The following is a 24,395-nucleotide window of genomic DNA, read 5'->3' on the forward strand; positions in this document are numbered from 1 at the left end:
CACCTGGCGTTGGCGCGTGACCTGAGCTGCGGCCGGGTGCGACGTCGTGACTGTCCAGCAAGCTCTCGGACACTCGTCGCGACAACCACCCTGAACACCTACAGCCACCCTCGGCCGACGGCGGAGGATCGGACGCGCGCTGCGGCCAGCAGCCTGATGCGAGACGCGATGACCGGTCCAGCCCGGTGTCGATCCCTGCTAGTCGCGCGACAGGATGGAGATGACTTCTTCGCAGGCAAACATCCGGCCGTAACTGCTCCCGGTCACCTCGCGGAGAATCCCGTGCTCGACCAGCTTGGCGATGGCCGAGTTCGCTGGGGGGTAGGTCACGCCGTACTGCTTTGCCGCTTCCGTCGGCGTGATGATCGGAAACGCCCACAGATCTTCAGCAATCTTGAGCGCCACCCCTCGGACCTTGGCGTCATGCAACTCGTTCGCGATACGCGTGCGGAACTCCAGGAGCTCCTCGATCCGGCGGCTCCCGTCTGCGGCCTGGGCTTGAATCGCCTCACTGAAGAACACGAGCCACTCGTCGAAGTCCCCCGTCTTGCTGACTCGGAGCAGCTGGTCCTTGTACTCGTCCTTCCGAGCCTCGAGCCACGGAGACAGGTTCAGCACTGGATAGGTCAGCGCTCCCTCCGCTACCAGTTGGAGAGTCGCTACGAGGCGGCCGAGGCGCCCGTTGCCGTCGCTGAACGGGTGGAGCGTCTCGAACTGATAGTGCGCGAGCGCGAGGTTGATGATCAGCGGCACATCATCAGCCGTGTTGACCCACTTCTCCCACTCGGCCATGCCATCACCGACGACGTTGTCCGGCGGCGGAACAAAGCGGGATGCCTCGATTCCTCGGTGCCGCTCGACGATGTACACCGGGCCAGCTCGAAGGCGCCCACGATCGGCGTTGTCGCCGCGGGTTCCCTTCACCAAGATGGCCTGGAGCTCGCAGAGCATCGTGATGCAGATGGGCTTGACCTTGATCAGTTCCAGAGCACGCTCAACTGCCCGGATGTAGTTGCGAACCTCCCGCACCTCCGCGCTCAAGGAAGCTTCGTCGGCGAAGTCGGACTCGAGGATCTCACCGAACGTCGCCTAGGTGCCCTCCAGCGCTGAGGTGCTCTGCGCCTCTCGACGCAGAGCGGGCCTGACCATCAGGGCCGGGTTCGGTAGGCGGCGAACCGCGAAGTCCAATCGCCCGATCGCGAGCGCAGCATCCGCGGCTGCCTTGTGGGTGCTCAGCTTGAGGATGGGCTCGTAGGGCAACGGGTGTGGCACGTACGCGAAGTGGGAGTAGTCGCGCTTGAGGTAGTGATCGTGCCCGGAGATGGGGACAAGGTTCCCCTTCGCCTCAGGCAAGAACTCGTCTACCTGCACTTTTATACCTCTCTGCGACTCGCCATGATTCAACAGCCAACTTTGTTAGCGGACCTGAGGTCCCAGGCATGGATTCATAGGATCCGCCAAGATCCCTTAATTTCATCACTGAGATTCATAGGTCCAGCAACCAGCGGCACCCAAGCCCAAGCGAGGGGGGTCGCTGGGTCTCGGCAGTCGGCGGACTTTCTGCGGACCAGACGCGGACTCGAGGGTCGAACCGCCGCCTGACCTGCGCAAACGCCGCAGATCAGTAGTACCAGGGGTACGGCGACCAGTCCGGGTCGCGCTTCTCCAGGAACTGGTCGCGGCCCTCCTGGGCCTCGTCGGTCATGTACGCCAGGCGGGTGGTCTCGCCGGCGAAGAGCTGCTGGCCGACCAGGCCGTCGTCGATCAGGTTGAACGAGTACTTGAGCATCCGCTGCGCCGTCGGGCTCTTGCCGTTGATGAGCCGGCCCCACTCCAGGCCGGTCGCCTCCAGCTCGGCGTGCGGGACGGCCTTGTTGACGGTGCCCATCCGGACGCCGTCCTCGGCGGAGTACTCCTGGCCGAGGAAGAAGATCTCGCGGGCGAACTTCTGGCCGACCTGCCGGGCCAGGTACGCCGAGCCGAAGCCGCCGTCGAAGGACCCGACGTCGGCGTCGGTCTGCTTGAACCGGCCGTGCTCGATGCTCGCCAGGGTGAGGTCGCTGACCACGTGCAGCGAGTGCCCGCCGCCCGCGGCCCAGCCGTTGACCAGGGAGATCACGACCTTCGGCATGAACCGGATCAGCCGCTGGCACTCCAGGATGTGCAGCCGGGCCAGCCTGGCCTTGTCGATCGCGCTCGGCTCCTCGGCACCGGTGTCGTCGGCGCCGATCGTCTTGTCCTCGTACTGGTAGCCGGCCCGCCCGCGGATCCGCTGGTCGCCGCCGGTGCAGAACGCCCACTTGCCGTTCTTCTCGCTCGGGCCGTTGCCGGTCAGCAGGACGCAACCGACGTCGCCGGAGCTGCGGGCGTGCTCCAGGGTGCGCAGCAGCTCGTCGACGGTGTGCGGGCGGAAGGCGTTGAGCACGTCGGGCCGGTCGAACGCGATCCGGACGGTGCCGTGCGCCTTGGCGCGGTGGTAGGTGATGTCGGTCAGGTCCTCGAAGCCGGGGACGACGTCCCACGCGGAGGGGTCGAAGATCTGGCTGACTCCGTCGATCGCACTCATGGAGGGGAGGCTATCGGCCGGGAATGCGCAGCCGGTCCACGGGCATTCACCCGGTATGACATTGCAAGGTGAGTACGTCCCCAGCAAGGCGGGGTGGGTCCGGGACCAGGTGGCCGCGTTCGAGGCGTCCGACGGCGCCGAGGCGAACACGCTGCGCGACACCGGTGACCCGATCGTGGTGATCACCTCGGTCGGCGCGAAGTCGGGCAACCTCCGCAAGAACCCGGTGATGCGGGTCGAGCGCGACGGCAAGTACGTCGCGGTCGCGTCCAAGGGCGGTTCCCCCGACCAGCCGGAGTGGTACTTCAACTTCCTGGCCCACCCCGAGGTCGAGCTGCAGGACGGCGCGGTCCGGAAGACCTACACCGCCCGCCTGCTCAGCGGCGACGAGCGCGCCGACTGGTGGGCGCACGCGGCCAGCACCTGGCCGACGTACGCGTCGTACCAGAAGAAGACGGAGCGCGAGATCCCGGTCTTCCTGCTGGAGCCCACGGCCTGATTCAGGCGTTGCGCCGCAAGGAGGCGGCCATCGCGACCAGGTGGGCGAGCCGGGCGATCTCGGAGTCGAGGAACTGGGGGCCGCCGCGGCGGCCCACCACGACGAGCTCGTCGGCGTTGAGCGGGGAGCCGGCCACGACGAGGTCCTCCCACTCGGCCGGTACGTCGATCCGCTGCGCCTTCTCGACGTTCGCCGGCCAGGCGACACCGTCCGGGACCTTCTCCGGCGCGGCGCCGGTCCCGTGCACGATGAGTGCGTGGTCGCCGTCGCGGCGCAGGTGCACACCCCAGTCGACGCGGAAGACCTGCGTGACGACGTCGACCAGCCGCTCGACCGCGCCCGCCGGGTTCTGGGTCATCGACTCGACCGCCTCCAGGTCGAGGAAGAGGTTGCCTCCGGCGGCGTACCGGGAGATCCACAGCACCCGGACGCCCTCGAGCGACGTGCACGCCGAGACGATGCTGTCCGGCATCACCCCCGGGTCCGGCGCGATGAACACGTCGTCGATGGCGACGTTCGCGGCGTTGTCGCGCCCCACGATCTCGATCGCGTCGATGTTCGCGCCGGCATCACCGATCGCGCTCGCGAGCCGCCCCAGCGAACCCGGGACGTCGGGGAGCTGGACGCGCAGCAGGTAGGACATGTCTGCGACCCTAACGAACCCTGGTTACCTGGCGATTTCGCAGCCGCGCGCCGGGACGGCGCGCCCACCGGCCGGCCTCAGCGGATCAGCTTGAGGTTGAAGTCCGCGGTTCCCAGCGTCCCCATCAGCCGCACCCACAGCGGCAGCCACATCTCCAGCCCGCGGGCCGCGTCCAGCGAGGTGAACTCGACGACGTCGCTCCAGCCGAGCTCGCCGAGCAGCGTGCGGACGACCCCGCGGGCGCCCTCGTCGTCCCCGGCCACGAAGATCGTCGTCTCCGCGCCGAGCCGCGCCGGGTCGACCATCACCGCGCCGTTCACGGTGTTGAGCGCCTTGACCACGCGGGCCTCCGGGTGGGCGCGCTGGATCTGCTCGGCGAGGCTGTCGGTGTCCTTCACGCTGAGCGTGGGCGGGAAGCCCGCCGAGAAGTCCAGCGGGTTCGCGACGTCGAGCAGCACCTTGCCGACCAGGTCGACCTCGGCGAGCGCGTCCAGGCTGACCATCCCGCCGGTCGCGTTGACCACCAGGTCGGCTCCGGTCCCGGCGTCGGCGAGCGCCACCAGGCTGTCGCCGTGCTCGGCCCACTCCGGGCGGCCCCGGGTCTCCTCCGGGTCTCGGGTCCCGGTCACCACGTCGTGCCCGATCCGGCGGAACCCGTCGGCCAGGGCGCGTCCCGCGGAACCCGTCCCGATCACTGCGACTCTCATCGGATCAGCCTCATGGGGCGAGCCTAGGGCCGCGTGCCAGGGTGGGGCCATGACCTCGGTGCTCTGGTTCCGACGCGACCTCCGCCTGGCCGACCACCCGGCGCTGACCGCGGCTGCCGCCGAGGGCGAGGTGGTCGGGCTCTTCGTCGTCGACCCGGCTCTGTGGGACCGAGCCGGCGCCGCCCGCCGGGCCTGGGTCGCCGCCTCGGTGCGGAGTCTCGCCGAGAGCACCGGCGGCGCACTCACCCTCCGGGTCGGCGCGCCGGAGGAGGTCGTGCCCGACGTCGTCCGCCAGGTCGGCGCCCGGACCGTGCACGTCACCGCCGAGCCGACGCCGTACGGGCGGGCGCGGGACGCCCGGGTGGCCGCCGCCCTGGTCGAGGTGGGGGCGCTCGGCCGGCCGGCCGGGTCGCCGTACGCCGTGGACCCGGGGACCGTGCGCACCGGCAAGGGCGAGCCGTACCAGGTGTTCACCCCGTTCGCCCGGTCCTGGCGCGAGCAGGGCCGGCCGGCACCGCTGCCCGCACCGGCGGTCTCCTGGCGGCACCTGCGCAACGAGGCCGACGCCACCGGCCGGATCGAGGCGGCGCTGCGGGACGCCCCCGCCGGGATGCCCGAGGCCGGTGAGGCCGCCGCGCACGCCCGCTGGCGCGCGTTCGTCGCCGGCCCCCTGGCGGCGTACGACACCGCGCGCGACCTGCCCGGCACCGACGGCACCTCGCGGATGTCGCCCTACCTCAAGGTCGGCGCGGTGCACCCGCGCCAGCTGCTCGCCGGCCTGCCCGAAGGCTCCGCGGCCGAGCGGTACGCCACCGAGCTCGCCTGGCGCGACTTCTACGCCGACGTGCTCTGGCACCGGCCGGACTCGGCCTGGTCCGACCTCCGCCCGCTCGGCATCGGGTACGACGACCCCGGGGACGCCCTCGAGGCGTGGCGGAACGGCCGCACCGGCTTCCCGGTCGTCGACGCCGGGATGCGCCAGCTGCGGCACGAGGGCTGGATGCACAACCGGGTCCGGATGATCACCGCGAGCTTCCTCACCAAGGACCTGCACGCCTGGTGGCCGGTCGGCGCTCGGCACTTCCTCGACCTGCTGGTCGACGGCGACGTGGCGTCGAACAACCACGGCTGGCAGTGGGTCGCCGGCACCGGCACCGACGCCGCGCCGTACTTCCGGGTGTTCAACCCGGTCACCCAGGGACGGAAGTTCGACCCCGACGGCGACTACGTGCGGCGCTGGGTGCCGGAGCTCGCACACCTCCCCGGGCCGGCGGCGCACGAGCCGTGGAAGCACCCGGACGGCCACGCGCACGGGTACCCGCTGCCGGTGGTCGACCACGCGGTCGAGCGCCAGGAGGCGCTGGCGCGCTACCAGGACAGGGTCAGGCAGGACCGGGTCAGGCAGGACCGGGTCAGGCAGGACCGGGTCAGGACGTGAGGTCGAACGGGACCACGAACTCGGCCGCGGCGTTGCCGCCGACCGCCTCGACGTCGACCTGGCGGTAGCGGACCAGGAGGCGCAGGCCGGCCGGGTTCCCGCCGATCCCGGCGGCGACCCCGGCAACGACCCCGTGCCAGGTGCGGGCGGTGTCGGCGGGCAGGTTCTTGTTCCCCTCGGCGCCGAGCGTGTTCGCGGTCGAGCAGCCGGCGCCGTCGGCCCGCGGAGCGAGCTCGACCGTGCGGCTCGCGTCGTCGTAGTCCAGGACCGCGGCCCGCACGCTGCCGTTCGGTCCGAGGTTCGCGGCGAAACCGACGTCGGGAACCGGCGAGGAGTGGTGCGACAGGTTCTCGACCCGGACGTCGAAGCGGGCGTTCACCCGGCCGGCCCCCGGCGCCGGGAAGCACCCGCCGGCGGACGGGGCGTCCGAGGTCCGGTCCGCCGGGGTCACGGTGATCCGGTAGCTGTGCCCGGCGGCGGTCCGCCAGTCGGTGCCGTACGTCGGCAGCGGCGGGCCGGTCGGGGCCGCCGTCGCCGCCTCGCTGCCCGGGTCCGAGGACCACGGTGACCAGACCAGCACCCCGAGCAGCACCCCGAGGACGACGAGGGCGACGGCCAGCCGGATCCCGGTCCGGCCGTGGTGCACCGCGACCTCGCGGTGCGCGTGCTTGCCGGTGTCGGTTCCGCCGGGTGAGCTCATGACCTGCCTCTGGTGAGATGGGCGTGGAGACGGGCGTGGAGATGGCCGATCGGGGCCGCCCCGAAGGACGGCCCCGATCGTCGTGCTTCCGTGCGTTTCCCGATCAGCCGCCGTAGTACGCCGCGCCGGGCGACGTACCGGTGAAGACCGTCAGGAAGGGACCGCCCAGGACCAGCGTGCCACCGGTGGTCCGGCTGATCGAGCGCACCGGGCCGTTCGGCTGCGGGTCGAACGCGGTGGCCGCGTCGTCGTCGCCCTTCAGAGCGGCCGCGTTGCGCCGCGGCTGGCCGCCGGCGTTGGCGAAGTCGCCGCCGACGAACACCGAGTTGCCGAACAGGAGCAGGGCGTTGACGTCGCCGTCGACCCCCGGGTTCCAGCCGGTGTCCAGCGCTCCGGTGCCGGCGTCGACCCGGGCGAGGTGCGCCCGGCCCTGGCCACCGACCTGGGTGAAGGAACCACCCAGGTAGGCACCGGCGATGTTGACCGCGATCGCCTTGACCGGACCGTTCGTGCCCGGGTCGAAGGCGGTCACCGAGCCGGAGCCGTCCACTGCCGCCGTGTTGGCGCGGGGCTGCCCGCCGACGGTGGTGAAGGCACCACCGACGTAGACGTTGCCGCCGTCCAGCGCGAGCGCGTTGACGGTCCCGTTCGCGCCGGGGTTCCAGCCGGTCACCGCGCCGGAGGCGTCGACCGCGGCGAGGTTCGCCCGGGCCTGACCGCCGACGTTGGTGAACGCGCCACCGAGGTAGACGGTGCCGTTGGCGGCGATCGCCTTGACCGAGCCGGTGACCCCCGGGTTCCAGGAGGTCGCCGCCCCGGAGCCGTCGACCGCGGCCAGGCCGGCGCGGGTCGAGCCGCCGGTCCCGATCTTGGTGAACGCACCCGCGGCGTAGACCGTGGTCCCGTCGACCGCCAGGGCCGAGACGGCGCCGTCGGGGTTCGGGGCCCAGCCGGTGACCGCCTTGGTCGCCGGGTTCACCTCGGCGAGGTTGGCCCGGTTCTCGCCACCGACGACGGTGAAGGCACCGCCGACGAGCAGCTTGCTGCCGTCGTAGAACACCGAGCGGACCTCACGGCCGGCGTTGGCGTCCCAGGCGGCGTCGACCACGGGAAGGGTCGTGCTCGACGCACCCGACATGTTCACGCGGGCCAGGCGGTGCCGGACCAGCGTGGTCGGGCTGGCGGCCGCACCGGTGTTGATCGTGGTGAAGTCACCGCCGACGAACAGCGGACCCGCCGCCGAGCCGTTGAACGACAGCGAGTTGACCACGCCGTTCGGGCTCGGCACCCAGGTCGTCATCGGGGCACCGGCGTTGGTGTTGGTGTTGGTGTTGGTCAGGAACGACTTCGTCACGTCCGTCGGGCTGTAGGCGTTGTACGCGACGCCGGTCTCGGCCAGCCGCGGGATCGCGACGTTGTTGACCTTGTCGAAGTCACCGCCGATGTAGACCGCCACGACGCCGGCACCGGTGAGGATGTTCGACAGCGTGAACGGTCCCGGGACCACCGTGTTGATCGTGCCGCCGGTCGGGCCCGCCGAGGTCTTCGGGTCCCAGCCGTACAGCGTGGGGGTGGCGCCGGCGTCCGCGACGACCAGGCCGTTCCCGCGGAGAGCCGCGGACAGGGCACCGGTGGTCCGGAAGGTGACGTCGAAGCGACCGACCACGAAGAGCGTCGAGCTGGCGCTGTTCCAGAACAGGCCCTTGACCTTCGCGGCTGCGTCACCGCAGGTCGCCGAGGCTCCGGCGACCGTGCCGGTGCAGACGCCCTGGGCCCACGCGTCACGGGCGATGCCGCTGATCGTGGTGCCGCTGGCCGTGACGGTCACCGCCGCGAGGCGGGCCGCGTTGGCGCCGTCGACGTTCCCGAACTCACCACCGAGGAAGATCCGGTTGGAGCTGTTGCTGGCCAGGGCCAGCACCGCACCGTTCGGGTCGCCGTTCGGCAGGTAGCGCGGGGTCACCGCACCGGTCGCCGGGGTGTCGAGCACCAGGAAGTTCTGGTGCCCGTCGTAGGAGAAGTCGCCACCCACACCGAGGGCGTTGGAGCCTCCGCTGTTCCGGGTGAGCGCCTTCACCGTGCCGGTCGAGCCGGGGAGGCAGTAGCGGCTGTCCAGCGTGCCGTCGGACCTGACGTGCGCCAGGCGCGGGCAGTCGGCGTTGAGCACCTGGGTGAAGGAACCACCGAGGTAGTAGCCGTTGCTGCCGTCGGCGATGACCACGTTGACGGCGCCGTTGGCCGACCCGATCGCCCCCGAGGGGAGCGTCATGGTCTTGCCGTTGGCACCGGCGACGACGGCCGCACCACCGGTCGGCGCACCGACGGTGTCGAAGACACCGCCGAGGAACGTCGTACCGGAGGAGCCGGCGGCGGTGGCGTTGACCTGGCCGTCGGCGACCGGGACACCCGTCTTGGCGATCAGGTCGTTGAGCGTGACCACACCGGTGGTGCCGGTGGTGACCGTGGTGCTGCCGTTGGTGCCGACACCGGTCACCTGGACCCGCAGGGTCGAGCCCACGTCACCGTCGCGGACGACGTACTCGAACTGCTTGTTCGCCGCCGACGGGTTGGTGAAGTCGGCGCAGTTCGCGCCGGCGCCGTCGCACAGCTGCCACTGGTAGGTGAAGCTGTTCGCGTCCTTCCAGTCACCGGTGCTGGTGCTGGCAACGAGCTTGTCACCGGTCTGCACGGCCTGGCCGACGGCCGAGACGGGGCCGTTCTTCAGCTTCGGCGCGACATTGTTCACCGGGTCGTTCGGGATGTACGCCGCGGCGCTGTACGCCGGGGCGCTGGGGCCGCCGAGGTTCGTCGCGATGACCCGCGACCGCAGGTAGGTGCCCTTGTCGGTCGTGGTCAGCGTGTACGAGCTGGTGGTCGCACCCGGGATCAGCTGGCAGGCCGGGATCGACACGAGGGTGTCGGCCGAGCAGCGCAGCCACTGGTAGGCGTACGAGCTGACGCCGTTGTTCCAGGTTCCGTTGGTGGTGGTCGTCGCCGTGCCGACCGCGCGGTTCGCGCTGAGCGTCGGCACAGTGGCGTTGACCGGCGCCGGCGGCAGCTCGATGAGCGAGCTGACGTCGGAGGTGGCGCTGGCCGTGCCGTCCAGGTTGGTGCCGACCACGGCGACCTTGAACCGCTTGTGCCAGTCGGTCGGCTCGGCCGGGTAGCTGCCGTACTGCGGCGTGAACGTGCTCGCCGTCGCACCTGGGATCGTCTGGCAGTTGGCGCCCGCGGCGTCGCAGCGGGACCACTGGTAGGTGAAGGTCGGCTTGTTCGGCGCCGGCGGGAGCCAGGCGTCGGTGTTCGCCGTCAGCGGGGCCTGCACGTAGAACTGCCCGGTGATGGTCGGCTTCGCCGCGATCGGCGGCAGGAAGCAGATCACCGGCTGCAGGTTCGCCTGGTAGATCAGCGCCGAGACCTGGGCGACCAGGCCCGTGGGGCAGGTGATGGTGCCGGACTTGGAGTCCGGGACCGGCTGCTGGAGGGTCGGGATGTGGTACGTCGCGACCCGGTTGTCCGACTTGAAGCCGGACGGCAGGGTCAGGACCGGTGCGCCGGTCAGGTTCAGCGTCGAGCCGCCGGTGAGGCAGCCGTCGACCGTGTCGTCGCCGGTGTCCACCGCGAGCCGGCCGGAGCCGACGCCCGTGCCGCCCTTGACGGCGCTGGCGAAGAACTTCGTGGTGTCGCTGACCCGGACCACCGAGTTGATCGAGCCGACCGCCGAGCAGTCCGCGGAGTTCGTGCCGCTCAGGATCACGTCCTGGTCGTACGACGTCGGCGTGGAGGCGGTGAAGCCGGTCGAGTACTTGTCACCGGCGATCGAGTTCGGCGAGCAGGTGCCGTCGCTGATCGAGAGGCACGAGGTCGCGGCGGTCGGAGCGGAGAACGTCCGGGCCGGAGTCGTGCCGACGGCCGGGCGGTCCTTGCCGACGACGGTGCCGAGGCTCAGCGTGCTCACGCCGAACGTGTGGCTGTAGGAGTCGGACGTCGACGGCGCCGAGTAGTTGACCTTCACACCGGCCGAGGCGAGCGGGCCGTCCACGTGGGTGCTGGCCGGGACGTTCTCGAAGCGGTCGCGGATGGCGAGCGTCGCGCAGGAGCTGATGCAGATCTCCTGGGTGACGATCGGCTTGGGGGCCGGCTTCAGCAGCGGCGGCACGGTGATGTCGATCCCGTCGCCGTCGTTGGTGACGAGGTCGAGCGAGGACAGCGCGAGCGGCGGGATGGTCAGGTTGGTCCCGCGGTGCACGGCGTAGTTGTTGTCGACGTTGAGGTTCGAGCCGTCCAGCGTCGCCGAGGTCGTGTAGACGACCGGGACGGTCGACTCACGGGTGTCGTAGCCGAAGTTCAGGACGTTCAGCAGGCCGCCGCCGATCTGGACCGGCAGGACCGCCTTGGCCAGCGGCATCTTGGTCAGCGACTGGGTGAACTTGATGCCCGAGATCGACGTACCGGAACCGGTCAGCGCGAAGCTGGTGGTGCCGCACAGGTCGAAGAGACCGTCGTGGTCGACGTCGATCGGCGTCGGGACGTTCATCAGCGCCTTCGTCGTGGTGACGATCGGCGTCGACGAGCCCGGCGGGGTGTAGCTGGAGGTCCAGTTGTACTTCAGCAGGGTGAGCAGCGCGCCGGCGATCGGGCCGACGTTCGGGATGTTGTTCACCGACGCCAGCGTGTTGTCGTAGAGCTGGGAGTAGGTGTCGCGGAGGAGCTGGTTCGTGGCGACGTCGGTCTGCTGGATGATCGGCGCCGCGGCGGTGTACAGGTTCGTGGTGTCCACGCCGACGCCCGGGATGAGGCTGGTCGGGATCGCGGTCAGGGAGCAGACCGGGGTGACGATGTCCTGGGCGACCTGGAGGCCGGTGGTCAGCGCGAGCGGGAGCAGGCCGGCGACCTCGGACAGGGCCTGGCCCTGGAGGTCGGTGAGGATGCCTGCGGTCTCCTCCTGCGCACCCGCCGGGTCGAGCGCGGCAGCGTCCGCGGCCGTCGCCTGGAGGCGCGCCTGGAGGTTCTCGATCGCCGTCTGCGCGGCCTCGGTGGCGTGCGCCTGCACGACCGGGGCGGCGACGGCGGCGCCGTCCTTCAGCCCCGAGAGGAGCTGGGTCAGCGTCGTGGTGGTCTGGGTCAGACCGCCGGTGAGGTTGGTGAGCCCGAGGATCCCCTCGAGCGTCGGGTTCACGCCGCTCAGGTCGAGGTTCACGTCCGGCGTGGTGTCGGTGTCGCTGGTCGGGTCGCCCGCGATGGTGATCGGGGTCGGCGCCGGGTTCAGCAGCGGGATCGCCGGGAGGGTGATGCCCAGAAGGGCCTGGGCCGGGGCGGCGAGCCCCAGCGTGCCGGCGACCACGCCGGCGACGAGTACGGTGCGGAACCGCTTGCGGTTCGGCCCTGATGAGCGCTTGGACATTGTTGAACTCCCGGGGGTGCAAGGGACACAGCCGTCCCCACGACGGCATCGCGGAGCCTCTCGCCGCCGGAGACCCACCGTCAACGGAATCCGTTAGATCCGATTTGCTCCCGCGGGCCTTTTCAGATGGCCGGGGCCGCCGGGGCGGCTTTGCACGCGTGTGACCGCAGTCACGACCTGGGAGCCCTGTGGTTATGGGGTTTCCGGAGTGGTCCAGACAGGCCTATTTCTTGCTCAACGGCACCGCTCGGAGCCGAAATTCCTCGATCACCTCGTAGTGCGGCCGCTTCCGCGGACCCTCGCCGAGGTGCGAGGCGACCAGGCTGACGGTGTCGAGACCCCAGGCCGGGCCGGCGTACGTCTCGCCGACGCGCAGCCACCGGGTCGCCTCCTGCGGGTGCCGCGAGCGCGCCAGGGTCAGGTGCGGGCGGAAACGGTCGCCGCCGACGTCGATCCCGGCGCGGGAGGCCGCCGCCCGGCAGCCCGTCGCCAGCCGGCGCAGCTCCTCGGCGTCCTCGACCGCGCACCCGGCCCAGAGCACCTTCGCCCGGCCGGCATCAGGGAACGCCCCGGCACCGGTGAGGTGCGCGGTCATCGGGCGCCGCTTGGCCGCGGCCCGGGCCAGCCGCTCGACCAGGTCGTCGTACGCACGGTCGGGGACCTCGGCCAGGAACGCCAGGGTCAGGTGCCACTGCTCCGGCAGCGTCCACCGCCAGGCCGCGGCCTCCGCCGCGCTCTCCCGGCGTACCGACCAGAACTCGTCGAGGTGCTCGACCACCCCGGCCGGCGGGACCACCGCCACGAACATGCGCATCGCCCCCGACGATACGGGCGCGAACGCAGCCCCCCACCTAATATCCGGGCGTGACCTCGACTGAATCTCCCGACGACCGGATCGCGGCCGCTGTGGCCGACCGCCTGGAAGCGGCCTCCGTGGAGCGCCGGATCGCCACCGCCCAGGCCCATCTGACCAGCGCCGAGCAGACCCTCGCGGAACGCCGGCAGGCGCTGGCCGAGGACGAGAAGGACCTGCACCGGCTCGAGCACCTGTCCTGGTCCAGGATCCTCGTCGCGCTGCGCGGACAGCACGCCACCGCCGTGGAGCGCGAGCGCGCCGAGCGCGACGCCGCCGCCTACGCGGCCCGCGAGGCCGAGTCCCGCGCGGCCGTCGCCCTGGCCGAGCTCACCGCCGCCCGGAACCGTCTCCTCGCGCTCGGCGACACCGAGGCGGCGTACGCCGCGGCGATCGACGCGAAGGAGACCTGGGCAGCCGAGCACGACCCGCGGACCACGGCCCTGCTCACGGCTCTCGCCGAACGCCGGGGCGCCCTGGCCGAGGAGGAACGCGAGCTCCGGGAGGCGCACGACGCCGGCGTGACCGCGCACCAGGCGCTCGCCGACGCGGCCTCGATGCTGAGCAGCGCGCACTCGTGGTCGGCCTGGGACACGTTCATGGGCGGCGGTCTCGTCACCGACCTGATCAAGCACGACCGGCTCGACACCGTCGGGCAGGACCTGGCCCGCGCCAACGTCGCGCTCCGCCGGTTCAGCGACGAGCTCGACGACCTGGGCACCTCAGGGGTCCAGGGCGTCGACCTGAGCCCGCTGCTGACCGCGTTCGACGTCTGGTTCGACAACATCTTCAGCGACTGGGCGGTGCTCAACCGGATCGAGGACGCCCGCGGCCGGGTGGGCGATGCGGCGACGAAGGTGCGCGAGCTGGTGCGCGGCCTGCGCGGACGCCGTCAGGCGGTCGCCGACGAGCTCACCCGGCTGGTCGCCGAACGCGAACGGCTGCTCACCGGCTGATCGCAGCCGGGGAGCAGCCGTGCGGGTGTGCTCGCGGAAGGTGCTCAGAAGCCGAGGTCGCGGCCGATGAGCTCCTTCATGATCTCGTTGGAACCGGCCCAGATCTTGGTGACCCGGGCGTCGCGCCAGGCCCGGGCGACCCGGTACTCGTTCATGTAGCCGTAGCCGCCGTGCAGCTGGACGCAGTGGTCGATGACCTCGTTCTGCACCTGCGAGGTCCAGTACTTCGCCTTGGCGGCGTCGGTCGCGGTCAGCTTGCCCTTCGTGTGCGCGAGCACGCACTGGTCGAGCCAGGCCTCGGTGACCTCGATCTTGGTGACCTGCTCGGCGATGAGGAACTTGTTCCACTGGAAGTTGCCGATGGACTGGCCGAACGCCTTGCGGTCGTGGGCGTACTGGACCGTCTCGGCGAGGATCTGCTTGGCGTGCGCGACGTTCGCGATCGCGCAGTTCAACCGCTCCTGCGGCAGGAACTGCATCATCGAGATGAAGCCCGTGTCCAGCGGCCCGATCAGGTCGTCGTTGCTGACCCGGACGTCGGTGAAGGAGAGCTCGGCGGTGTCCGACTCGGGCTGGCCGACCTTGTCCAGCTTGCGGCCGAGCGAGAAGCCCTCCTTGCTGGTGTCGACGCCGAACAGCGAGATGCCCTTGGCCTTCTTCTCCGGCGCCGTGCGGGCCGCGACCACGACCAGGTCGGCGCTGAAGCCGTTGGTGATGAAGGTCTTGGACCCGTTGATGACCCAGTCGTCGCCGTCGCGGACGGCGGTGGTCTTCAGGTTGGCGAGGTCGGAGCCGACGCTCGGCTCGGTCATGCCGATGGCGCCGAGGATCTCGCCACTGGCGTAGCCGGGGAGCCAGCGCTTGCGCTGCTCGTCGTTGGTCAGGTGCACCAGGTACGGCGCCACGATGTCGGCGTGGATGCCGACGCACGAGGCGAGCGCCATGTTGACCTTGGCCATCTCCTCGGTGAGGACGGCGTTGAACCGGTAGTCACCGGCCTCCGAACCGCCGAACTCCTCGGGGATCTCCAGGCCGAGGAAACCCTGCTTGCCGGCGGCGAGCCAGAAGTCCCGCGGGATCCGGTGGGCTTCGGCGTACTCCTCGACCTGCGGGATCACCTCGCGGTCCAGGAATTCCTTCACCGAGGCGCGGAAGGCCTCGTGGTCGTCTTCGTAGATGGTGCGCTCCATGCGCCCGATCGTATGACGACTTCCTACTCGCGAGTAGGACCAGTGTCACAAGGGCTAATCTCGGAATTGTGCGCACCTGTCTGGCGGCCCTGCTGGCGACGCTCCTCCTGACCGGGTGCGGGGCGGCGACGACGCCGCCCGAGACGCTGCCCTCCCTCGGCGCGCCCAGCACGGCGCCGAGCACGCCGACACCCAGCGTCGAGCCGTCCCCGGGGACGTCCCCACCCGGGTGGCTCGGCACCCGGCCGCTGCCCACCACCAGCGCCGGCCTCGGCGTCCGCAGCCCGACCCCGCCCGCGCTGCGCGACCGGCGGTTCACTCTCCCCGACACCGTGCCACCGCTCCCGGGCACCGGCTTCGAGTCGGTCGTCGTCGACCCCGCGCCGGAGGACGTGATCGCCCGCTCGACCTGGGCGCCCGGCTGCCCGGTGCCGGCGACCGACCTCGCCTGGGTCCGGCTGACGTTCTGGGGCTTCGACGACCAGCGGCACACCGGCGAGCTGCTGGTGAACCGGAGCGTCGCCCAGGACGTGGTCACGGCCTTCCGGCACCTGTACGACTCCCGCTTCCCGATCGAGGAGATGCGGATCACGACCAAGGCCGAGCAGACCGCCGCGCCGACCGGCGACGGCGACGACACCGGCTCGTTCAACTGCCGTCCGGTCCGCGGCGCCACGACGTTCAGCCAGCACGCCTACGGCCTCGCCGTCGACGTGAACCCGTTCCAGAACCCTTACGTCAAGGGCGATGTGGTCCTCCCCGAGCTCGCCGGCGCCTACACCGACCGGAGCTGGCGGCGGCCCGGGATGATCTTCGCGCTCGGCCCGGTGGTGCAGGCGTTCGCCGACATCGGCTGGACCTGGGGCGGGACCTGGAGGTCGCTGAAGGACCTCCAGCACTTCAGCCAGAACGGTCGCTAGGCCGAGGCGATCCGCCGCGCCAGCCCGCTGGCCCGCTGCACCCGCAGCCCGATCGCGGCCCGCACGGACTCCGGGGTGCCGACGACGGTCACCTGCTGCCGGGCCCGGGTGACCGCGGTGTAGAAGAGCTCCCGGGTCAGCAGCGCGGACGCGCCGTCGGGCAGCACGACCGTCACCGCGCGGGCCTCGGAACCCTGGCTCTTGTGCACGGTCATCGCGTAGACGGTCTCGATCCCGCTGAGCCGGGTCGGCGCGAGCAGGCGGGTCTCCGTGCCGGTGCGGATCACCACCCGCAGCCGGTGGTCGGGCATCCGGACGACGACGCCGATGTCGCCGTTGGACAGGCCGAGCCCGCGGTCGTTCGCGGTCACCAGGACCTGGCGCCCGGGGTACCAGTCGTCGTACGCGTTCACGCCGGTGCGGTCGGCGACGAGCTGCTCGACCTGGCGGTTCCAGCTCCCGACCCCGAAGGGGCCTTCGCGGTGCGCGCAGAGCAGCCGGTGCTCGTCGAGCAGCGCGGTGACCGGGTCCCGGTCCTCGGGATCGGTGAAGGCCAGCGCCCGGCCGGTCACCGCGACGGCCGCATCGGCGACCTCGGACCGGACCGCGGCGAGCGCGTCGGGGTCCGTCGGGTCGACTAGCCGGAGCCCCGGCGCCCCGCCCTGCAGCAGGTCCAGCACCTCGTCGGCGTCGCCGCGGCGCAACGCGTCCGCGAGCGCGTCCAGCGCGACGCCGGCGGTGCCGTCGGCGTTCTTGGTGCGGTGGGTCTCGGTGAGCCGCTCGACCGGGGAGTCGGCGCGGCCCTCGAAGCCGGCCACCAGGTCGGCGAGCACGGCGCCCGCCTCGACCGAGGCGAGCTGGTCCGGGTCGCCGACGAGGACGAGCCGGGTGGTCGGCCGCAGCGCCTCGAGCAGCCGGGCCATCTGGGACAGCGAGACCATCGAGACCTCGTCGACCACGACGACGTCGTACGGGAGCGGGTTGCCGCGGTGGTGGCGGAACCGGGTGCCGCTGTCCGGGCGCCACCCGAGCAGCCGGTGCACGGTCACCGCCCGCAGGCCGTCCAGCCGGGCGCGGTCGACCGGGTCGAGCCCGACCGCCTCGCGGGCGACCGACTCCTGCAGCCGGGCGGACGCCTTGCCGGTCGGCGCGGCCAACGCGATCCGGGGCACCCTGCCGCCGTCCTGCTCGATCTGCTCGGCCATCAGAGCCACCATGCGCGCCACCGACGCCGTCTTGCCGGTGCCGGGACCGCCGGTGAGCACCGTGGTCCACTGCCGGGCGGCGGCGACCGCGGCGGCCCGCTGCTGCTCCCAGCCCTCGCCGAAGAGCCGCTCCACCGCCGCGGCCAGGACGCCCTCGTCCACCTCGGGCACGCGGCGGGCGAGCCGGGCGAACAGGTCGTCGCAGACCTGGCGCTCCTCGCGCCAGTGCCGGTCGAGGTAGAGCAGCGAGCCCTCCAGCCGGAGCACCCCGGCCGCGGTGAGCGGGCTCGCCGCGACGGCCTCGCGCCAGCGGCCGGGGTCGGGCCACGCGAGCTCCACCTCGAGGGCGTCCGGCCCGGCGACCGGTTCGGTCACCGGCAGGTCGGCGATGGTGTCGAGGTCGACGCAGACCGCGCCGGAGCGGGCCGCCCGGACCGCGAGCGCGACGGCCAGGGCGACGACGTCGTCGGTGTCCTCGCCGAGGACGCCGAGGCGCGTCGCCACGTGCACGTCGGCCGCCTCGAGCACCCCGGCCAGGTTGAACTCGGCGAGCAGGCCGGTGGCGCGGTGCGCGACCCGGCGGTCGGTCATGACTCCTCCTCGGCGCCGTCGAGGATCGCCGAGAGCCGCTCGATCAGCGCCACCGGCGGCCGCCAGGAGAACACCCCGCACGGGATCCCGTCGACGACCGGGGTCGCCGGCCCGACCATGCCGCGCAGGTAGAGGTAGAGGACCCCGCCGAGGTGGCGCTCCGGGTCGTAGTCCGCGAGCCGCCAGCGCAGGAACCGGTGCAGCACCACCGAGTACAGCAGCGCCTGCAGCGGGTAGTGCGAGTGCAGCATCGCCTCGGTCACCTTGGCCGGCGTGTAGTCCAGCGCGGTGAGCGGGCGACCGGGCTCGCCGAGGCTGTTGGTCTTGTAGTCGACGACCACGTACCGGTCCGCCGCGGAGTCACCGGCCGCACCGCGGACCCGGAGGACCACGTCGATCGACCCGCTGAGGTAGCCGCGGAGCGCCTGCTCGCCGAGCGACGGGTTGTCCAGCCTGTCGGCGTACGGGCGCACGGGGTCGTCGGCCGGCAGGCACTCCCGCAGCGCGGTGGCGAAGGCGGCCAGCGTCCGGGCCGCCCCTGATCCGGCCCCGTCGCCGCCGCCCATCGGGAACTCGAAGTCGAGCTCGCAGAGCCGGTCCTCGCGTCCGATCTCGGCGAGCGTGAGCCCGTCGGCGAGCGGTCCGAGCGGGCTGTGCTGCATCGGCAGCAGCGCGTCGGCCAGCTCCTCGCTGGTTGCCGGGACCGACCACCACCGGCGCTCCTCCTCGACCCGGGCGAGCAGCTCGGCGCGCAGGTCGGGCGCCTTCGGGTCGGCGTGCTCGAGGACGCCGTGGACCAGCGAGCCGAAGGTCGCACCCGCGGTCAGGCCGTCCATCGGCGAGACCAGGTCGGGGTCCACCTCACCGGCGGTCACGGCGGTGGCGACGGACTCCTCCTCCACCTCGGCCTCGTCGTCGGTGCCGCGGGTCTCCGGCTCGCTCTGGGCGGCCGGGCCGACGGCCTCCTCGGCCCGGATCAGCCCGCTGTACGACGTCCGCCGCCAGGTCGTGTCGACCTCGCGGCCGAAGACCCGCGCGACCAGGTCGGGCACCGGCTCGGCCAGCTCGGCCCGGCCCGCGACCGGAGTGCTCGGCTCGAGCCGGAAGGCGCCCAGCCCGGCCCACCTGCCGAGCACCTCGTCGACCTCGTCGTCGGTTGCCCCGAAGGCGGCCCGGTCGGCGACCACCGGGTCCCCGGCTCCGCGGCCGAAGAGCAGCCGGGTCAGGGCGCCGTTCGGGGCGTTGTAGGTCGGCGCCCACCACGCGGTGACCTGCGCGCGCGCCCGGGTGAGGGCGACGTATGCGAGCCGCAGCTCCTCCTGGGCCTCTTCCTGGCGCGACGCGGTCCGCGCTGCCGGGGTGTCGGCGACGTCGAGGCAGCGGACGATCCCGTCGGGCCCCTCCTCGTGGTACGCGTGCACGGTCGGCCAGTCCTTGACCTGGCGGTCGAAGAGCTGCGGCAGGTAGACGACCGGGTACTCCAGGCCCTTGGCGCCGTGGATGGTGACGAACTGGACCGCCTTGGCGTCCACGTCCAGGCGCCGGCGACGGGCGTCGTTGCGGTTGCCCTCGGCGATCGCCTCGCGCAGCCAGACCGCCAGCCCTGCGACGCCGAGGCGGTGCTCGACGCCCGCGCGGTGCAGCAGCTGGCCGACGTGGTTGAGGTCGGTGAGCAGCCGCTCACCGCCGTCGGTGGCGAGCGCCCGGGCGGCCATCCCGCCGGCCAGCGCAGCGCTGTGCACCGCCGCGACGCCCCGCGAGCGGAGCAGGTCCAGCCAGCTGCGGACGCGCTCGGCGAGCTCGTCGGTCAGGTCGTCGCCGCCGGTGAGCAGGTCGTCCGCGGTCGCGGCGAAGAACGGCGTGAGCGCCGCCGCGCGGACCCGCCCCGGCAGCTGCGGCTTCTCCATCGCGGCGAGCAGGCGCTGCCAGTGCCCGGCGGCCCGGCTGGTCATCACCGACTCCGCCGCGTTCACCACCGACGGGATCCCGCGCCGGCTCAGCTCGGCCCGGATCCGGGGCGCGTCGTCCTTCACCGAGTGCAGCAGGATCGCGATGTCGCCCGGGTCGAGCGGGCGGCCGTCGAGGAGCACGCCCTCCTCCAGCTGCCGGGCGACGTCCGCGGCGAGGTCGCGGGCGATGTGGTCGCGGACCGCGCCGATGTTGATCGTGCCCGACTTGGTGAGCCGGAACCCGTCGCGGCGCACCTGCCGGAGCCGGACCCCGCCGCCGACCGAGAGCGAGGAGGCGGCGTGCCCGGGAGCCGCGCCGACCGCGTGGACCTGGATCCGCTCGTGCCCGAGCTCGGCGTTGCGGGTCAGCACCTGGAGCGCGTCGACGACGGGGGCGTCACTGCGCCAGTTGGTGTCCAGCGTCCAGGTCGGCCGGTCCCGGACCGCCTCCAGGTACGTCGGGGTGTCGCCGCCGCGGAAGGCGTAGATCGCCTGCTTCGGGTCGCCGATCAGGATCAGCCGCCGGGTCGCGGCGAACGCCCGGTCGAGCACCTCCCACTGCACCGGGTCGGTGTCCTGGAACTCGTCGACCAGGACCACTTCCCAGCGCGCCCGCATCCGCTGGGCCGCCGCCGATCCGTCCGGACGCACCTGGTCGCGCAGCCGCGACAGCATGTCGTCGAAGGTGAAGACGCGGGCCCGCTTCTTGCGCAGGTCGATCTCCGCGCGCACGGCCTCGACGAAGTCGACCATCGCCGCGGCGGCGGGCTCGGCGCTGCCGGCCGGGCGCAGGTGCGCGTGCCGGTTCTCGACCGCCTGCCGGGAGGCGTTGCGGGCGGCCCGGTACTCGATCGGCGGGTCGGTGGCGAGGTCGGCGAACCGGGCCAGGTACTGGTCGTCGACGACCTCGTCGCGCAGGTCCGCGATGTCCTCGCGGAGCGCCTCGCCGGAGTCGGAGTCACCGGCGACGCCGAGCGAGCGGAGCACCGCGTTGCAGAACTCGTGGGTGGTGGCGATCGTCGCGGCGTCGAAGTCCGCGATCGCGTCCAGCAGCCGGCGGCGGCGGACCTCGATCGCCGCGTCGTCCAGCGGCTCCCCGTCGGCGTCCCGGGTCAGCACCGCGAGGTGCGCCGCCGCCGCGCGGGCGTGGTCGGGGTCCGCCAGCGCCTCGGCCGCGTCCACGAACGCTTTGCGGACGCGGTCGCGCAGCTCCTGGGTGGCGGCCCGGCTGAAGGTGATGACGAGCAGCTGGTCGAGGTCGGCGACGCCTTCGGCGACGTACCGGGTGGCGAGCGCGGCGACGGTGTGGGTCTTGCCGGTGCCGGCGCTGGCCTCCAGGACCGTGGTCCCGGTGCCCGGCAGCGGGCCGGCGATGTCGAAGGGCTGCATCACTCGACCTCCGCCTGCAGCGCGGGCGCCCAGAGCCGGACGGCGAGCTCGCCGAGGAGGTGCTCGGACCCGGACCCGGTCGGCGGCTCGGCGGTGACCTCGGCCCAGGTCGGCTTGCTCCCCCAGGCGGTGACCATCTCGATGCCGCCGCTGTCCTTGCGCCACTGGTCCTGCAGGTCCCGGTCGAGCATCCACCGCGGCCGCGACGAGCCCGCGGTGCGGGCGTGCAGCCGGGCGGTCTCGGCACCGAACGGGAGCACCCGGGAGAGCGCCTCGTCGTGCAGCGCCACCAGGTCCTGGAGGACCGGGAGGGGTTCGGCGACCGTGCCGTAGGTGCCGCGCGCGACCTCGTCGCCCTGCGCTCCACGACCGATCACCCGTGCGACCCAGCTGCCCGGCGCCTGCGCGCTCAGCGCGACCAGGCTGATCCAGGCCTCCAGCCGCTGCCGGGCGCCGAGCCGCGAGAAGCCGACCCGGACGAGCCGGTTGCCGTGCAGCCCGGTGACGGTGCCGACCAGCCGCCGGCCGTCGCCGAGCGGGACGTCGAGGTCGCGGGCCTTCGCCTCGATGCCCTGCGTGGAGGCGGCGTACAGGTCGCTGAGCGGGCCGGCGGCCGCGACCACCTCCCCGGTACGACGCCAGCCGAACCGGCCCGGCGGCATCGTGCCGCGCCGCCACTCCAGCTGCATCGCGTCGGCGGGGCTCCGGCCGTCGTTCAGCTCGCGCAGCATCCGCTCGCCGACCTGCCAGCGGGCCAGCCCGCCCAGCTCGACCGGCATCGTGTCCAGGATCTCGTCCTCCTCCCGCGGCAGCTCGATCTCGAGCCGGTGGCGGAGGAACCCGGCGACGGGGTTGGAGAGGACGGCGACCAGGTCGGCCAGGTCGACGTCGCCGGCCGGGGCCGGACCGGGCCGGAGGTCGGCGAGCCGGGTCTCGGCGGGCCGCTGCCCGGAAGCCGGGCGGGCGGCCCGTGCCGCGGCGACCGCGTCCGGGTCGAAGGAGAACGGCGGCTTCTCCCCGGCGACGAGGTAGTCGGCGTGGAACGCCTGCGACCGGTGCTCGCGGACGACGGTGTCGGCGCTGGTGCCGTCGGCCACGTCGAGGAACTCGCGCAGCGGCACCGAGGGCGGGCGGACCTGCCCGCTGGCCTCGCTGAAGCCGGTGTAGGTGATCACCAGGTGGTCGGTCGCGGCCATCACCGCGTCCAGGAAGAGCTGACGGTCCTCGCTGCGCACGTCCCGCTCCCCGACCCGGGGCCGGCGGGCGAGCACGTCGTCGCCGTCGAGGGCACCGCCGCGCGGGAACACCCCGTCGTCCAGGCCGAGCAGGCAGACCACCCGGTGCGGCACGGACCGCATCGGGGTCATGGTGCATACGGTCAGGGTGCCGGTCCGGAAGCTGGCCCGGCTCGGGCGCCCGGCGAGCTGCTTGTGGAGCAGCGCCCGGACGTCGGGCAGGCGGAGCGCCAGGTCGTCGCCGGCGCTGCGGCCGAGGACGACGAGCTCGCGGCGGACCTGGGCGAGCTGCCACTCCTCGCCGCGCGGCACGTCGGCGACCTGCTCGATCCCGTCGGCGAGGAGGTCCAGCCAGTGGCCGACGTCGTGGGTCCCGCGCAACTGGTCGGTGAGCGCCTGCAGCCGGTCGATCGCCTCGGCGAACCGGCCGGCGAGTCCGATGTCGGTGCTGGACACGTCGTCGAGCGGCAGCGTCGGCCCCAGGTAGAGCCCGGAGTCGTCGGACAGCGCGACCCCGGCGAGGATCCGGTCCAGGCCGAAGCGCCAGGTGTTCTGCGGGAACGCCTCCAGGCCGTAGCGGGCGCGCCCGGAGGCGTCCCAGGCCCAGCGGATCCCCGCGGACGCGACCCACGCGGTCATCGTCTCCAGGTCGGACTCGGTGAAGCCGAACCGGCGGCGGACGTGCTCGGTGGCGAGCAGGTCGAGCACCCGGCTCGCCTCCGCCCGGCCGTCGGCGAGGTCGAGCAGCGCGGACAGGACACCGAGGAGCGGGTTCGTCTGCGTCGGCGACCGGTCCGCGAGCATCACCTTGAGCTGGTGGCCCGGGTGGCTTCCGGCGACGGCGTCGCCGAGGCCGAAGGCGCCGCTGATCAGCGGGGCGTACTCCTCGATGTCCGGGCACATCACCAGCACGTCGCGCGGCTGCAGGGTCGGGTCGTCGGCGAGCAGGCCGAGCAGCACCTCGCGGAGGACCTCGACCTGACGCGCCGGGCCGTGACAGGCGTGCACCTGGACGGAGTCGTCGACGAGCCCGCTCTGCTGCGGGACCCGGTCGGCGGCGATGTCGGCCTGGACCCGGCCGAGCACGGTGTCCGGGCGCGCCGGCGCGGGGAGCACGTGCGCGTCCGCGGCCCCTGCCGCGAGCAGGATCGCCTCGCCCTCACGGACGTCACGGCCCATCGAGGCGAGCAGCGGGTGCGTGACCTCGGCGTGGCTGCGGTCGTCGCTGCGCCACCCGCCTGCGGTCGGGCCTTCCCCGGTCGGGTCGGTCCGGTCGCGCAGATCGCGCCAGAGCGCGTCGGAGGGGTGCGGGAGCCACAGGTGGACGTCGCGGTGCTCGCCGAGCGCGGCGAGCAGCTCGGCCTCGGTGCTGCTGATCCGGGTGTGGCCGAACAGCGAGATCCGCGGCGGCAGGTCGACCTCGAGCGAACCGGCGCGCAGGCCGGCGACGACCGCGGCGTGCCGGCTGCCCGGCGTCGGTACGCCGACCGCGACGACGGTCCGGCGCCAGAGCTCCGGCTGCCAGGCGAGGTCGTCGGGAAGGACCTCGTCGCCGGCTCCCAGACCGGATCCACCGGCCTCCCAGTCGGCGAGGAGCGCAGGCCGCTGGACCGCGTACGACGCGAACAGGCCGGCCAGCCGGCGGGCGACGGCGAGCCGGCGACCACGCCGCAGCTCGCCCTCCTCGCCCTCGAGGCCGTGCCCGAGGTGTGCCGCGAGCACGGCCGCCCACGGCTCTCCGACGGCCTCGTCGATGCTGCGCAGCAGCGGCCACATCAGCGTCTCCGGTGCCCACGGGTCGTCCTCGCGGGTGCCGAGGACCTGGGCCAGCAGCGAGGCGGGAGAGGCGAAGTCGACCCCCGCGCACACCCCGTCCTCGCGGCCCGGCCCGTTGCCGAGCCGGTGCGAGAGCCGCTGGGAGAGCCAGCGCTCGACCCCCCGCGCCGGAACGATCACCAGCTCCCGCGCGAACGGGTCGGGCAGCGGAGTCCGCAGCAGGTCGGCGAGCCCCTCGACCAACAGGTCGGCCCGCTCGGCCCGGTGCACCTCGAACGCCACGTGCGGAGCCTAAGGGGTCGGTCCGACAGGGCGGCTCCTGGTCGTCAGCCGACGCGCGTAAGCATCCGTCCCTTTTCGAGGTCTTGAAGTTG

Annotated in this window: 16 protein-coding genes; 4 read left to right on the forward strand and 12 right to left on the reverse strand. The window is 72.7% G+C overall.

Translation table 11 applies throughout. From position 1 onward, the window contains the following. Positions 1-198: 198 nt before the first annotated feature. The 3 genes from AB4Y76_RS11635 to AB4Y76_RS11645 all read right to left on the reverse strand — a co-directional run bounded on the left by AB4Y76_RS11635 (position 199) and on the right by AB4Y76_RS11645 (position 2,566). On the reverse strand, positions 199-1,041 hold the full coding sequence (locus AB4Y76_RS11635) for a Fic family protein (protein WP_441925357.1): 843 nt from the start codon (positions 1,039-1,041) through the stop codon (positions 199-201). Positions 1,042-1,089: 48 nt separating this feature from the next. Further along, positions 1,090-1,371: a Fic/DOC family N-terminal domain-containing protein gene (locus AB4Y76_RS11640; protein ID WP_441925359.1), complete on the reverse strand. Its 282-nt coding sequence runs from the start codon at positions 1,369-1,371 to the stop codon at positions 1,090-1,092. Positions 1,372-1,621: 250 nt separating this feature from the next. Then, complete coding sequence (locus AB4Y76_RS11645; RefSeq protein ID WP_441925361.1) at positions 1,622-2,566, reverse strand: 1,4-dihydroxy-2-naphthoyl-CoA synthase; 945 nt, start codon at positions 2,564-2,566, stop codon at positions 1,622-1,624. 55 nt (positions 2,567-2,621) lie between these two features. Between AB4Y76_RS11645 and AB4Y76_RS11650 the strand changes: the two genes are divergently transcribed. Then, positions 2,622-3,065: a nitroreductase family deazaflavin-dependent oxidoreductase gene (locus AB4Y76_RS11650; protein ID WP_441925363.1), complete on the forward strand. Its 444-nt coding sequence runs from the start codon at positions 2,622-2,624 to the stop codon at positions 3,063-3,065. A gap of 1 nt (position 3,066) precedes the next feature. Here the strand turns inward: AB4Y76_RS11650 and AB4Y76_RS11655 are convergent, their stop codons facing one another. Both AB4Y76_RS11655 and AB4Y76_RS11660 read right to left on the reverse strand, forming a co-directional pair. Further along, positions 3,067-3,708 carry an ACT domain-containing protein gene (locus AB4Y76_RS11655; RefSeq protein WP_441925365.1) on the reverse strand — a complete coding sequence of 214 codons (642 nt, stop codon included), beginning with the start codon at positions 3,706-3,708 and terminating at the stop codon, positions 3,067-3,069. 77 nt (positions 3,709-3,785) lie between these two features. Further along, on the reverse strand, positions 3,786-4,415 hold the full coding sequence (locus AB4Y76_RS11660) for an NADPH-dependent F420 reductase (protein ID WP_441925367.1): 630 nt from the start codon (positions 4,413-4,415) through the stop codon (positions 3,786-3,788). 49 nt (positions 4,416-4,464) lie between these two features. Between AB4Y76_RS11660 and AB4Y76_RS11665 the strand changes: the two genes are divergently transcribed. Continuing rightward, entirely contained in the window at positions 4,465-5,853 is a 1,389-nt protein-coding gene (locus tag AB4Y76_RS11665) for a cryptochrome/photolyase family protein (RefSeq protein ID WP_441925369.1), read from the forward strand. On the opposite strand, the gene AB4Y76_RS11670 is transcribed toward AB4Y76_RS11665, so the two are convergent. The 3 genes from AB4Y76_RS11670 to thpR form a co-directional block, all read right to left on the reverse strand. Continuing rightward, positions 5,843-6,553, reverse strand: a complete 711-nt coding sequence (locus AB4Y76_RS11670; RefSeq protein WP_441925371.1) for a hypothetical protein — start codon at positions 6,551-6,553, stop codon at positions 5,843-5,845. The two genes, AB4Y76_RS11665 and AB4Y76_RS11670, sit on opposite strands and share 11 nt — an antisense overlap. 103 nt (positions 6,554-6,656) lie before the next feature. Beyond that, a complete protein-coding gene (locus AB4Y76_RS11675; protein WP_441925373.1) occupies positions 6,657-11,957 on the reverse strand; it encodes a beta strand repeat-containing protein in 5,301 nt (1,766 codons plus the stop codon). 223 nt (positions 11,958-12,180) lie between these two features. Further along, on the reverse strand, positions 12,181-12,771 hold the full coding sequence (gene thpR / locus AB4Y76_RS11680) for an RNA 2',3'-cyclic phosphodiesterase (RefSeq protein WP_441925375.1): 591 nt from the start codon (positions 12,769-12,771) through the stop codon (positions 12,181-12,183). A 50-nt stretch (positions 12,772-12,821) separates the two neighbouring features. Here thpR and AB4Y76_RS11685 point away from each other — a divergent pair, with 50 nt between their 5' ends. Beyond that, complete coding sequence (locus AB4Y76_RS11685; protein ID WP_441925377.1) at positions 12,822-13,766, forward strand: hypothetical protein; 945 nt, start codon at positions 12,822-12,824, stop codon at positions 13,764-13,766. Between the two features lie 44 nt (positions 13,767-13,810). Here the strand turns inward: AB4Y76_RS11685 and AB4Y76_RS11690 are convergent, their stop codons facing one another. Continuing rightward, positions 13,811-14,956, reverse strand: coding sequence for an acyl-CoA dehydrogenase family protein (locus tag AB4Y76_RS11690; RefSeq protein WP_441925379.1), 1,146 nt, complete (start codon positions 14,954-14,956; stop codon positions 13,811-13,813). Between the two features lie 68 nt (positions 14,957-15,024). Here AB4Y76_RS11690 and AB4Y76_RS11695 point away from each other — a divergent pair, with 68 nt between their 5' ends. Continuing rightward, positions 15,025-15,876: a M15 family metallopeptidase gene (locus AB4Y76_RS11695; RefSeq protein ID WP_441925381.1), complete on the forward strand. Its 852-nt coding sequence runs from the start codon at positions 15,025-15,027 to the stop codon at positions 15,874-15,876. On the opposite strand, the gene recD is transcribed toward AB4Y76_RS11695, so the two are convergent. Genes recD through recC form a run of 3 tightly spaced genes read right to left on the reverse strand, consistent with a single transcriptional unit; the run spans position 15,873 to position 24,303 of the window. Further along, a complete protein-coding gene (gene recD, locus AB4Y76_RS11700; protein WP_441925383.1) occupies positions 15,873-17,672 on the reverse strand; it encodes an exodeoxyribonuclease V subunit alpha in 1,800 nt (599 codons plus the stop codon). The two genes, AB4Y76_RS11695 and recD, sit on opposite strands and share 4 nt — an antisense overlap. After that, complete coding sequence (locus AB4Y76_RS11705) at positions 17,669-21,010, reverse strand: UvrD-helicase domain-containing protein (RefSeq protein ID WP_441925384.1); 3,342 nt, start codon at positions 21,008-21,010, stop codon at positions 17,669-17,671. The genes recD and AB4Y76_RS11705 overlap by 4 nt, the downstream gene beginning before the upstream one ends. Continuing rightward, positions 21,010-24,303 carry an exodeoxyribonuclease V subunit gamma gene (gene recC, locus AB4Y76_RS11710; RefSeq protein ID WP_441925386.1) on the reverse strand — a complete coding sequence of 1,098 codons (3,294 nt, stop codon included), beginning with the start codon at positions 24,301-24,303 and terminating at the stop codon, positions 21,010-21,012. The genes AB4Y76_RS11705 and recC overlap by 1 nt, the downstream gene beginning before the upstream one ends. Positions 24,304-24,395 lie beyond the last annotated feature (92 nt).

This window comes from Marmoricola sp. RAF53 (assembly GCF_052114005.1).
GTDB lineage: Bacteria > Actinomycetota > Actinomycetes > Propionibacteriales > Nocardioidaceae > Marmoricola.

Excerpts from the sequence above, each read along its gene's own strand:
- AB4Y76_RS11645 (WP_441925361.1), bottom strand. The coding sequence starts at position 2,566 with ATGAGTGCGATCGACGGAGTCAGCCAGATCTTCGACCCCTCCGCGTGG.
- AB4Y76_RS11650 (WP_441925363.1), top strand. The coding sequence starts at position 2,622 with ATGACATTGCAAGGTGAGTACGTCCCCAGCAAGGCGGGGTGGGTCCGG.
- AB4Y76_RS11655 (WP_441925365.1), bottom strand. The coding sequence starts at position 3,708 with ATGTCCTACCTGCTGCGCGTCCAGCTCCCCGACGTCCCGGGTTCGCTG.
- AB4Y76_RS11660 (WP_441925367.1), bottom strand. The coding sequence starts at position 4,415 with ATGAGAGTCGCAGTGATCGGGACGGGTTCCGCGGGACGCGCCCTGGCC.
- AB4Y76_RS11665 (WP_441925369.1), top strand. The coding sequence starts at position 4,465 with ATGACCTCGGTGCTCTGGTTCCGACGCGACCTCCGCCTGGCCGACCAC.
- AB4Y76_RS11670 (WP_441925371.1), bottom strand. The coding sequence starts at position 6,553 with ATGAGCTCACCCGGCGGAACCGACACCGGCAAGCACGCGCACCGCGAG.
- AB4Y76_RS11675 (WP_441925373.1), bottom strand. The coding sequence starts at position 11,957 with ATGTCCAAGCGCTCATCAGGGCCGAACCGCAAGCGGTTCCGCACCGTA.
- thpR (WP_441925375.1), bottom strand. The coding sequence starts at position 12,771 with ATGCGCATGTTCGTGGCGGTGGTCCCGCCGGCCGGGGTGGTCGAGCAC.
- AB4Y76_RS11690 (WP_441925379.1), bottom strand. The coding sequence starts at position 14,956 with ATGGAGCGCACCATCTACGAAGACGACCACGAGGCCTTCCGCGCCTCG.
- recD (WP_441925383.1), bottom strand. The coding sequence starts at position 17,672 with ATGACCGACCGCCGGGTCGCGCACCGCGCCACCGGCCTGCTCGCCGAG.
- AB4Y76_RS11705 (WP_441925384.1), bottom strand. The coding sequence starts at position 21,010 with ATGCAGCCCTTCGACATCGCCGGCCCGCTGCCGGGCACCGGGACCACG.